The following is an 11472-nucleotide window of genomic DNA, read 5'->3' on the forward strand; positions in this document are numbered from 1 at the left end:
GGCGCGCAGGCGTTGCGCGCCCAAGGCATCGGCGCGCGCCGCTTCAAGTTCGCCGCGCGCGCGCTCGAGCTCCAATTCGCCGCCGTCGCCCGCCTCGAAGCGCATCTGGCTCAACGCAAAGCCGCGTTCGCGCAAGGCCAGTGTTTGTTGATAGATGCGGTGCTGGGTATCCAGCTCCCGGATCAGGAAGTAGGTGTCGGCGACGTCGGCCTGCAAGGCCAGCAGTGTCAGCCGGTACAGCGCGCCGCTACGAGCCTGCTCTGCCGACGCAGCGCTTATGGTCGAGGAGACGCGGCCGAACAGATCGGCCTCATACGCAACCGCGGCCTCGGCGCGCCATAGGGTCCGGGTCGAGGCTGGCCCGTCGTCGCGTTCGCTGTAAGACGCTGGAGACTCCCGCTGGCGAGTCGGTCCGAAGCCCGCGTCCAGCCGGGGAAACAGCGCGGACTGCGCCCGTTTGTGCTGGGCGCGCGAAAGCTGCAACCGCGCATAAGCGGCTTGCAGCGTGGGATTGGCGTCTTGCGCGGCGGATTGCAATGCGTTGAGCGCGGGATCCTGGAACAGGGTCCACCAGTCGCCGCGCAGCGCGTCGTCGGCTGGCTGGGCGGTTGTCCAGGATCCCGCCGATTCCGCGCGCGCATGTTTGTAAGCGGGCGGGATCGGGCCGGTGTCGGGGGCATGCGCCGGTCGCAACGAGCAGCCGGCCAGCGCCAGCGCCGACAACGTCAGTCCGAAGCGCATGGCGCAATGAGTCATGGCAGAGGTCATGTTATGGATTTCCCAGCAAGGCGGAGGTCTGGTCGGCGCCGCGGTCCGGCCCGGTGGGCGTACCGGCAGCGACAAGATGGCGTCCGAACCGCGCGTAGACGGCAGGCAGCACGAATAGCGTGAACAGCGTGCCCACCAGCAAGCCGGCCACCAGCACTGTGGCGATCGCGCGCTGGCTGCCCGCGCCGGCGCCGCTGGCGAACAGCAGCGGCATCAGGCCGCCGACCATGGCGGCCGTCGTCATCAGGATGGGGCGGATTCGCGTGGCCGCGGCCGCGCGCACCGCTTGGACGCGGTCCAGTCCCCTCAGGCGCTGCTCAAGGTTGGCGAACTCCACGATCAGGATGCCGTGCTTTGTGATCAGACCTATCAACGTGACCAGCCCGATCTGGGTGTAGATGTTGAGCGTGGCGTAGCCGAAGAACATGGCGGCCAGCGCGCCGCAGGCGGCGAGCGGCACCGTGGTGAGGATCAGCAGCGGATCGCGGGCGCTCTCGAACTGGGCGGCCAGCACCAGGAAAATGAAGGCCAGCGCAAAGGCGAACGTCAGGGCAAAGCCGCCTTGTTCCTGCAGATACTGCCGCGATTCGCCCAGGAAGCTGGTCTGGAATCCCGCTGGCAGACTGGCGGCTTCGGCCTGCAGGAAGGCGACCGCCTGACCCAGTGGCACACCGGGCGCGGGGATCGCGACCAGCGTGGCGCTGTTCAGCTGATTGAACTGCGTGAGAGCATTGGCCTCGACGCCTTTCTCCAGCGAGACCACGGTGGACAGCGGTACTTGTCCGCCGGTGGCGGTCCTGACATGGAACAGGTCCAGGGACTCGGCGTTCAGGCGCAGGTTGCGCGGCGCCTGGGGAATCACGTCGTAGGAACGGCCCTGGGCGCCGAAGCGATTGACATAGGACTCGCCGACCAGACGCGCCAGGGTGTCGCCTATCTCTTTCATGCTCAGGCCCAGGTCGTGCGCCTTGGCGCGGTCGATCCGCACCAGCGTGGTCGGATTGCTGAAGGTCAGGTCGGAATCCACGAAGGCGAACTGCCCACTGGCGCGCGCCGCCGTTTTCAACTTGTCCATGGCGTCATGGACCGCCCGATGGCCGGCCGGGGAAGACAGCACGAACTGCACGGGAAAGCCGCCGACGGAGCCCGGCAGGGGCGGCGGCAGGAAGGCGGAGCCCGCAATGCCCTCGATGCCCGGCAAGGCCGCCTGCAGGTCGGCCATGATGGCTTCGGCGCTGCGGTCCCGTGCTACCCACGGGCTCAGCATGACGCCAGCCCAGCCTTTGTTGAGCGCACCGCCCGCGCCGGACACCATATACACGGTAGCGGCTTCCGGCAGGGCCAGCAGCGCGGCCTCGACCCGTTTGGCCTCAGCCTCCAGGAATTCCAGGCTGCTGGCTTGGGGGCCTTTCATGTCCACGATGATTTCCCCCTGGTCTTCCGCGGGGGCGAGCTCCGACTGCAAGCCGTTGAACAGAAGAGGGAGGCTGAGCAGCACGCCAGCGCCGGCCAGCAGTACCGGCCGGGTGTCGCGCAGCATGCGCTCCAGCGCGCGCTCATAGGCGCCCACCAGCCTGGCGGTCGCATGCTCCACCGCCCGCGCGTAGCGGCCGGGCGCCTGCCGGCGCATCAGCCTGGAGGCCACCATGGGAGACACGGTCAGTGCCACCACGGCGGATACCATCACAGCCGCGGCTAGCGTGAAGGCAAATTCACTGAACAGCGCGCCCGTCAGTCCGCCGGTCAATCCCAGCGGCGCGTAGACCGCAACCAGCACGGCGGCCATGGTCAGCACGGGCCCGACGATTTCACGCGCGCCATTCATGGCGGCATCCAGCGGCGATTCGCCTTCCTCCATGCGGCGATGGACGTTTTCCACCACGACGATTGCGTCGTCCACCACCAGGCCGATGGCCAGGACCATGGCCAGCAAGGTCAGCAGGTTCAGGCTGAAGCCGAACGCCAGCATGGCTGCCGCCGCGCCCAGCAGCGATAGCGGAATGCTCAGCACCGGCACGGCCACCGCGCGCAGCGAGCCGAGGAAGATGAAGATCACGAGCACCACTTCCAGGCTGGCAATGCCGAACTTGCCGAGCACATTGCCGATCGCGGCATCGATGAAGACGGTGACGTCGTACGGAATCGCCATCTTGGCGCCGTCGGGCAGGTCCAGTCCGGCCAGAATCCGACGGACCTCGCGGGAAATGTCCAGCGGATTGCCGCCAGGCGTGGCCATCACTTCCAGGTACGCGGCGGGTTCGCCGTTCATGCCGGCGATCTGGTTGCGGCTTTGCGCGCCGATCTCGACGGTGGCGATGTCTTCCATCCGCACCAGGCTGGGGCCGCGCTTGACGACCAGTTCGCGAAAGCCCTTGACGCTATCCAGGCTGGTGTCGGCGCGCACATTCGTCACGACGAGCGCGTCGCGCAATTGGCCTGGCGCCGCCTGGTAATTGTTGTCCCGGATCGCCGATTCGACATCAGCGGCCGTGATGCCGTGGGCGCCCATGCGCAGAGGGTCTAGCCAGATGCGCATCGACAGCGCCTGTCCGCCCAGCACATTCACGGCGGCAACGCCGTCGACCGTGCTCAGCATGGGCTTGGCCACGCGCATCAGGTAGTCCGTGATGCCCGTCAGGGGCTGGCCGGCAGGCGCGGTGAATCCGGCGTAGACCACCCCGATGGCGCCGGGAGACTGCCGCACGACCACCGGGTCGTAGGCGTCCTCGGGCAGCAGATAGCGCACTTCGTTGACCTTGGTCAGGACCTCGGTCAGCGCGGTGTCTGAGTTCGCGTTCAAGCGCAGGTAGGCGTTGATGGTGCTGCGCCCTTGTTCGGACGAGGAGTTCAGGTATTCCACGCCTTGCGTGGTGGCGACGGCCTGCGCCAGCGTGGCGGTGACAAAGCCCTGCATCAGGTCCGCGGACGCGCCCGGATATTCAGTGGTGACGGTGACCACGGCGCTTTCGATGCGCGGATACTGGCGCAGCGGCAGGTCCAGCAGCGCGCGCATGCCGACCAGGGCGATCAGCAGGGCGAACGCGGTGGTGAGGATAGGGCGGCGGATGAAGAAGTCGGTGAATGACATGGCGTCTTACTCTCCCGCCAGGCGCGGACGGACGGCGGCGCCGTCGTGCAGGTTGATCTGGCCGGCGATGACTACCAGATCGCCGTCGCGCAGATCCGTATCCGACAGCGCGACCTGGCCGTCCCGGGTCGCGCCGGTCTGCACGGATACGAGCCGGACGCGCGCAGGGTCGTCTTTGCGCACGGCGTAGACCGTTACGCCGGACAGGGTGCTTTGAACGGCTTCGGCCGGCACGATGAGCGTGGCGGTGCTGGCGGGCAGCGATACGCTGACTCGGGCATACGCGCCGGGCCATAGGCGGCCAGCCGCGTCCGGCGCAAGCGTGGCGCGGACCCGCAGCGCGCGGTTGCCGGCGTCGATCTGTGGATCGATCGCGGTAACCTTGCCCGCCAGCGGCGCCTGGCCGCCGCCGTCGTCGCCGACGGACACGTCCAGTCCGAGCCGCAATGCGGCGGCGTGCCGGTCCGGCACGGTGAAATCCACATGCAGCAGACGGGTATCGGTCAGGGTGGCGATAGGCGTGCCCGCCTCGACGTACTGGCCCAGATTGATCAGCCTCAGCCCCAGCGTGCCCGCGAACGGGGCGCGTACCAGGCGCTGGGCCAGGTCTTCTTCTCCCTGTGCGACCTGGGCCCTGGTTTCGGCGTGCAGCGCCGCGTGCTGTTCGTACTCGGCGCGCGACAGGGTTTGTCCGAGCAGGCGCTTGGCGCGCTCCAGGTTGGCCTGGGCCAGCGCGGCCGAGGCGCGATGCCGCTCGAGCTCGCGGCGCACCGGGCCATCGTTGATCTGCACCAGCGGCAGTCCGGCCGCGACCTGCTGGCCGCTGGCGAAATGGATGGCGGTGACGCGCCCCGCGACCTCGGGCGCCACCAGCACTTGTTGTTCCGCCACGACGGTGCCGATGGCCTGCAAGGTAGCGGACAGCGTTCCGACCCGGGCGGGCGCCACCAGCACGGGAATGGGTGCGGCGTCACCCGCCGACGCGGCTTGGGCGGCGGTTGCGGCCTTGCGTTGCGTGTCGTAGAGGTAGAGACCGCCGATGGCGGCAAGAACAAGCGTGGCGGTCAGGGCCAGTTTGCGGCGGGCAGTGCGCGGCGGCGCTGGGTTCGGGTTCTGAGACATGAGGCCCATACGTAGAGTCAATGTAGCTGCGCTAAATGCGCAGGTGGCAAGACCCGCAATGGTAGGGAGGCACTCTCGCGTGGGGAAACGATAAGTTCTCCGTTATGGATTTAGTTTTTCTCACCTCTTTGCGGAATGGCGCGCGAGCCTGCATGCCGGCGTTTGCGCAGTTGCGGTCTAAGATCCGTACCCATGCCAATCCGTAACTCCGAACCGCGGCCGCTGCTCACGCTGCGCGGCCTGTATAGCGAACGCGTTTCCCCGGTAAGCCTGGATCTGGCCCCTGGCGAATGCGCGGCGATCATGGGTCCTTCGGGCTCGGGCAAATCCCTGTTGCTGCGCCAAGTGGCCGACCTCGATCCGGGGCATGGCGAAGCCTTGCTCGACGGCAGCTTGCGCTCGGGCATGCGGGGCTACGAGTGGCGCCGCCAGGTCATCTATTGCCAGGCCGAGGCAGGCTGGTGGGACGACCGGGTGGCGCCGCATTTCACAGACCACGCCCGCGCCTTGGCCATCATGGAGCGCCTGGGGCTGTCGGCGGACAAGTTGGACGCGCTGGTGCATGAACTTTCCACGGGCGAGCGCCAGCGCCTGGGCCTGGCGCGCGCGCTGGCGCTGGCGCCGCGCGTGCTGCTGCTGGATGAGCCTACCGCCGCGCTGGATCAGGCGGCTACGGACCGGGTCGAAGAGGAACTGCGGCGCTATCTGGCTGGCGGCGCGGCGGTGCTGATGGTGACGCACAGTCCGGCCCAGGCCGAGCGTCTGGCGCGCCGCTCCTGGCGCATGGAACAGGGCAGTCTGGAGCCGCTATGGACGTGATCAAGCTGCAGGCCACGGACCTGGCCATTGCTTCCGTGCTGGTGCTGCTCAGCGCCGGCATTTCCTTCGCCTTGCGCTTGAACCTGCAGCGGCAGGTGCTGTGGGCGGCGCTGCGCACGGTGGTGCAACTGCTGCTGGTCGGCCATATCCTGCGCATCGTGTTCGCGCACGCGGCGCCCTGGCTGACGGCGCTGGTGGTGGCGGTGATGATGGCGCTGGCTGCCAGGGAGGTTGCCGCGCGCCCCAAGGCCAGGCTGACGCAGCGGGGCAACGGCTGGGTCGGCGCGATGGCGGTGGCGGGAACCACGGTCATCACCGTGTTGTTCATCCTGAGCACGGCGCTGCGCCCGGACCCCTGGTACGACCCGCGCTACACCATTGCGCTCATCGGCATCGTGCTGGGCAGCGTCCTTAACGCCGCCAGCCTGGCCCTGGATGGCGTACTGTCGGGCGTGCGCCGGGAGAAGCTGGCGATCGAAGCCCGGCTGGCGCTGGGGGCGACGGCGCACGAGGCATTTTCGTCCTTGCTGCGCGAGTCCGTGCGGCGCGGCATCGTGCCCAGCATCAACCAGATGTCGGCGGCCGGCATCATCACGCTGCCGGGCATCATGACCGGGCAGATCATTGCCGGCATGGATCCGATAGAGGCCGCGAAGTACCAGATCCTGCTGATGTTCCTGCTGTGCGGCGCCAGCGGCATGGCCGCCATGGCCGCAGCCTATGGCGCGATGCGCCGGCTGACGGACGAGCGCGGGCGGCTCAGGCTGGACCGGCTGCATCCCGGATAGCAATTCCAGGCGCATTTTTTCCGGAAATTTCATGAAAGCTTGACGCGCGCTTGGCGATACTGCGCGCAATCTTGCATTTTCCTGAACCTTTTCCGGATCCCCATGCCTTTTGCTTCCCGTTCCGCGGCGCCCCCGCAGCAGCCTGCCTCCAGCCTGCGCCGCCTTCTTGCGCGCGCCTTGCGGGAGCGCCGGGCATGAGCGTTTCGATGACGGCATCCCTGGCGCCCACGACCCGCCGCAGCGCTTTGCCGGGCTGGCTGGTGCTGGCAGTCCTGGCCTTGTGGCTGGGCGCGCTGGCCTGGGCGCGCTGGCTGACCCTGCCCGACGAGGGCCGCTACGCGGGCGTGGCCTGGGAGATGCTGCGCAGCAACTCGCCCATGGTGCCCTTGCTTGACGGCATGCCGTACTTCCACAAGCCGCCGTTGTATTACTGGCTGGCTCAGATCAGCTACGCCCTGTTCGGGGTAAATGAATTCAGCGCACGGCTGCCGTCGCTGCTGGGCGCCTGGAGTGCGGGCGCCGGACTTTATGCCTTCGTGTCGCGCTACCGCGATGCCGCGCAGGGGCGCTGGGCGCTGGTGATACTGGGGTTGATGCCGCTGTTCTTCGGCGCGGCCCAGTTCGCCAACATGGATATGCTGGTGGCCAGCATGATCACGCTGTGCGTGCTGGCCGCGGCCGATACCGCCTTGCGGCGCGCCGCCGGACAGCCATTCCGCGCCATGTCGGTGGCCACGGGCGTGCTGGCGGCGTTGGCGGTGCTGGCCAAGGGACTGATCGGGTTGGCTCTGCCTGGCGCCATCGTGCTGGCCTGGCTGCTGTTGCGGCGCGATTGGCCGGGCGTGCGCGCCTTGCTGTGGGTGCCGGCCTTGCTGGCCTTCGCGGCGGTGGCCGTGCCGTGGTTCTGGCTGATGGAGCTGCGCTATCCCGGCTTCTATCAGTATTTCTTCGTCTACCAGCAGTTCGAACGCTTCTCGCAGGGCGGCTTCAACAACGCGCAGCCGCTCTGGTTCTATTTGCCCATTGTGGCGGGGCTGTCGCTGCCGTGGTCGATCTGGGGCGTATCGCTGTTCAAACCCGCGTACTGGCGCGAGTCCGACCCGCAGGGCCTGCGGCGCCTGATGGCGATCTGGATGGCGGTCGTGATCGTGTTCTTTTCCATTCCGCATTCCAAGCTCATCGGCTATGTGCTGCCGGTGTTCCCGCCGTTGGCTTTTCTGATCAGCGAACGGGTGGCGCCGGCCTGGGCGGCCGGCAAGCGGCGCGGCGCCTGGATCGGCGCCGGGGTGTCTGTCGTCATCTGCCTGGCCGCCATCATCGTCGCCGCGACGAATCCGCGCGGCAGCGCCGGGCCGCTGACGGCCGAATTGCGCCAGGAAATGCAGCCGCAAGACATACACATGGCGCTGCATGTTTTACCCTTCGACCTGGGTTTCTATACCCAGGCCCGGGAGCCTGCCTGGATCGTCGACGACTGGAGCAATCCGGAGATTCCCACGCGGGATAACTGGCGCAAGGAGTTGTACGATGCGGCGCAGTTCGACCCGGTCATGGGCAAGCGCGTGCTGATCGGAGCCGACGACATGCCCGTGCGCATGTGCGGGGCGGCCGAAGGCTCGCGCTTCTGGATCTGGGGCCGGGACGACGATGCCGGCAGATACGCCGTGCTTAATGGCGTGACGCCACGGCTCTCCAGCGATAAGCGGACGATATGGCGCATTGATATCGACGCGGCGTTCCGTCAGCGCATGTGCGCGGGCCTGCCGGCCGCGAGCCAAGCCACGCCGCTCCCGCCCAAACCCTGACGTCATGCGGGGCCGCGACTTGCGGTCCGCGTTCCCCGGATGGCTGCAAGCCATCAAGCATCCTGGATCCGACCATGAGCATTCCCGACATATTTTCCTGGCTGACCAGCGAGCATGGCCTGATGGCCTTGCTGGCGCAGAATTGGGTCCTGGGAACCGCGATCATCGCCGCCGTCATCTTCGTGGAGACGGGCTTGGTGGTGATGCCGTTCCTGCCTGGCGACTCGTTGCTGTTCGCCGCAGGGGCGTTCCTCGGGCTGGCTGGCATCGATCCCGCCATATCGCTGGCGGCGATTACCGCCGCAGCCATTGCCGGCGACGCGCTGAACTACACGATAGGGTCGTCCTCCTGGGGCCAGCGGCTCGCCCGCAGCCGCTGGGTCAAGCCTGAGCATATGGCGCGCGCCCGGACGTACTTCGCCCGCTACGGCGCCATGACGATCACCGTGGCGCGCTTCGTGCCCATCGTGCGTACGCTGGCGCCGTTTGTCGCCGGCCTGTCGCAGATGCCGCGCCGCACGTTCTATGCCTACAACCTCATCGGCGGTGTGCTGTGGTGTTCGTCGATGCTGCTGGCCGGCTATTGGCTGGGCTCGATCTCCTGGGTGCGGGCGAACCTGCACTGGGTGTCGCTCATCATCATCGGCCTGTCGCTGATTCCCGTCGCGCTCCAGTTGCTGCAGGTGCGCCAGTTGCGCCATCGCGAATCGCAGTAGTAGGGGCAAGCACAATGAGAAAGGCCGGCAGCCCCAGGGGCTGCCGGCCTTTTTGTTGCCGCCGTGTTGCGCGGCAGGCGTTTAGCCGATCGAGGCCAGGGCCTGGTTCAGCGTGGCGCTGGGGCGCATGGCTGCGCTGGCGCGGGCTTCGTTGGGCTGGTAGTAGCCGCCGATGTCGACGGGTTTGCCCTGGGCAGCCTTCAGTTCGGCCAGGATCTTGTCCTCGCCGTCAGCCAGCGCGCGGGCCGGCGCCGCGAACAGGGTCGCCAGTGCGCGGTCGTCGGTCTGCGCGGCCACGGCCTGGGCCCAGTACAGGGCCAGGTAATAGTGGCTGCCGCGGTTGTCCAGGCCGCCGACCTTGCGCTCGGGCGACTTGTTCTCGTCCAGGAACTTGGCGGTGGCCAGGTCCAGGGTCTTGGCCAGCACTTGGGCGCGGGCGTTGCCGTAGCTGCGGCCCAGGTGTTCCAGCGATGCGGCCAGGGCCATGAACTCGCCCAGCGAGTCCCAGCGCAGGAAACCTTCTTCCAGGAACTGCTGCACGTGCTTGGGCGCGGAGCCGCCGGCGCCAGTTTCAAACAGGCCGCCGCCGGCCACCAGCGGCACGATCGACAGCATCTTGGCGCTGGTGCCCAATTCCATGATGGGGAACAGGTCGGTCAGGTAGTCGCGCAGCACGTTGCCGGTCACCGAGATGGTGTCCAGGCCTTCGCGGATGCGCTTGAGCGAGAACTTGGTGGCTTCGACCGGGCTCAGGATGCGCAGATCCAGGCCGCTGGTGTCGTGGTCCTTCAGGTAGTGCTTGACCTTGGCGATGATCTGCGCGTCGTGGGCGCGGTTCTCGTCCAGCCAGAACACGGCGGGCGTCTTGGTGGCGCGGGCGCGGGCCACGGCCAGCTTGACCCAATCCTGCACCGCGGCGTCCTTGGTCTGGCACATGCGCCAGAGGTCGCCGGCTTCGACGGCTTGTTCCAGCAGGACCTTGCCCGCGGCGTCCGTGACGCGCACGGTGCCGGCGGCGGGGATGACGAAGGTCTTGTTGTGCGAGCCGTATTCCTCGGCGGCCTGGGCCATCAGGCCGACGTTGGGCACGCTGCCCATCGTGACCGGATTGAAGGCGCCGTTGCGCTTGCAGTCTTCGATGACGGCCTGGTAGACGCCGGCGTAGCTGCGGTCGGGGATCACGGCCTTGGTGTCCTGCAGATTGCCTTCGGCATTCCACATCTTGCCCGAGTCGCGGATCATGGCGGGCATGGACGCGTCGACGATGACGTCGCTGGGCACGTGCAGGTTGGTGATGCCGCGGTCGGAATTCACCATGGCCAGCTGCGGCAGGGACTTGTAGGCGGCGTCGATGTCGGCGGTGATCTCGGCCTGCTTGTCGGCGGGCAGGGACGGGATCTTGGCGTACAGGTCGCCGATGCCGTTGTTGGGATCGAAGCCGGCTTGCGCGAGCGCGTCGGCGTGCTTGGCCAGCACGTCCTTGTAGAACACGGACACGACGTGGCCGAAGATGACCGGGTCGGAGACCTTCATCATCGTGGCCTTCAGGTGCACCGAGAACAGTACGCCGCCAGCCTTGGCGTCGTCGATCTGCGCTTGCAGGAAGGACTTCAGCTTGGCGGTCGACAGCACGGCGGCGTCGATGATCTCGCCGGCCTTGACCGGGGTCTTTTCCTTCAGGACGGTCTTGGAACCGTCGGCGGCGGTCAGTTCGATCTTGACGTCGCCGGCATCCGAAATCAGCGCCGACCTTTCGGTGCCGTAGAAGTCGCCTTCGCTCATGTGGGCCACGTGCGACTTGGAATCAGCCGACCAGGCGCCCATCTTGTGCGGGTGCTTGCGGGCGTAGTTCTTGACCGACAGCGGCGCGCGGCGGTCGGAGTTGCCTTCGCGCAGGACCGGGTTCACGGCGCTGCCCTTGACCTTGTCGTAACGCGCCTTGACGTCGCACTCGGTGTCGTTGGCGGGGGCATCCGGGTAGTCGGGCAGCTTGTAGCCCTGGTCCTGGAGTTCCTTGATGGCGGCCTTCAGCTGCGGCATCGAGGCGCTGATGTTGGGCAGCTTGATGATGTTGGCTTCGGGCTGGACGGCCAGCGCGCCGAGTTCCGACAGGGCATCGCCCAGCTTCTGGCTGTCTTCGAGGTAGTCGGGGAAGACCGAGATGATGCGGCCGGCCAGCGAGATGTCGCGGGTCTCGACCGTGATGCCTGCGGGCTTGGCGAAAGCCTGGACGATGGGCAGCAGCGAACGGGTTGCAAGCGCCGGAGCTTCATCGGTGAGGGTATAGATAATCTTCGGAGTAAGAGACATGATCCTTGAATCTGTTCGGCAGGCGCTAGGCGCAAACCCGAACATGCTATGCGGCC

8 protein-coding genes are annotated in these 11472 nt (G+C 67.3%); 4 read left to right on the forward strand and 4 right to left on the reverse strand.

Annotated features, from left to right (window positions below; genetic code table 11):
• From VIR09_RS07940 to VIR09_RS07950, 3 genes are all read right to left on the reverse strand, one after another.
• Positions 1-768 (reverse strand): TolC family protein (locus VIR09_RS07940; protein WP_332012382.1); only part of this gene is annotated, 768 nt, incomplete at its 3' end.
• Between the two features lies 1 nt (position 769).
• Complete coding sequence (locus tag VIR09_RS07945; protein ID WP_332012383.1) at positions 770-3856, reverse strand: efflux RND transporter permease subunit; 3087 nt, start codon at positions 3854-3856, stop codon at positions 770-772.
• A gap of 6 nt (positions 3857-3862) precedes the next feature.
• On the reverse strand, positions 3863-4978 hold the full coding sequence (locus VIR09_RS07950) for an efflux RND transporter periplasmic adaptor subunit (RefSeq protein ID WP_332012384.1): 1116 nt from the start codon (positions 4976-4978) through the stop codon (positions 3863-3865).
• A 192-nt stretch (positions 4979-5170) separates the two neighbouring features.
• Between VIR09_RS07950 and VIR09_RS07955 the strand changes: the two genes are divergently transcribed.
• The 4 genes from VIR09_RS07955 to VIR09_RS07970 all read left to right on the forward strand — a co-directional run bounded on the left by VIR09_RS07955 (position 5171) and on the right by VIR09_RS07970 (position 9106).
• A complete protein-coding gene (locus tag VIR09_RS07955) occupies positions 5171-5797 on the forward strand; it encodes an ABC transporter ATP-binding protein (protein WP_332012385.1) in 627 nt (208 codons plus the stop codon).
• Entirely contained in the window at positions 5788-6585 is a 798-nt protein-coding gene (locus VIR09_RS07960; protein WP_332012386.1) for an ABC transporter permease, read from the forward strand. The genes VIR09_RS07955 and VIR09_RS07960 overlap by 10 nt, the downstream gene beginning before the upstream one ends.
• A gap of 206 nt (positions 6586-6791) precedes the next feature.
• Positions 6792-8390 (forward strand): ArnT family glycosyltransferase, encoded by a 1599-nt coding sequence (locus tag VIR09_RS07965; protein ID WP_414639402.1) that lies wholly within the window; start codon positions 6792-6794, stop codon positions 8388-8390.
• A gap of 74 nt (positions 8391-8464) precedes the next feature.
• Positions 8465-9106 carry a VTT domain-containing protein gene (locus VIR09_RS07970; protein WP_332012388.1) on the forward strand — a complete coding sequence of 214 codons (642 nt, stop codon included), beginning with the start codon at positions 8465-8467 and terminating at the stop codon, positions 9104-9106.
• An 81-nt stretch (positions 9107-9187) separates the two neighbouring features.
• Here VIR09_RS07970 and VIR09_RS07975 read toward each other — a convergent pair whose 3' ends face one another.
• Complete coding sequence (locus VIR09_RS07975) at positions 9188-11416, reverse strand: NADP-dependent isocitrate dehydrogenase (protein ID WP_332012389.1); 2229 nt, start codon at positions 11414-11416, stop codon at positions 9188-9190.
• Positions 11417-11472: the final 56 nt, after the last annotated feature.

Origin of the sequence: Achromobacter sp., assembly GCF_036567245.1 — a bacterium.
In the GTDB taxonomy this organism is placed as follows: domain Bacteria; phylum Pseudomonadota; class Gammaproteobacteria; order Burkholderiales; family Burkholderiaceae_B; genus Achromobacter.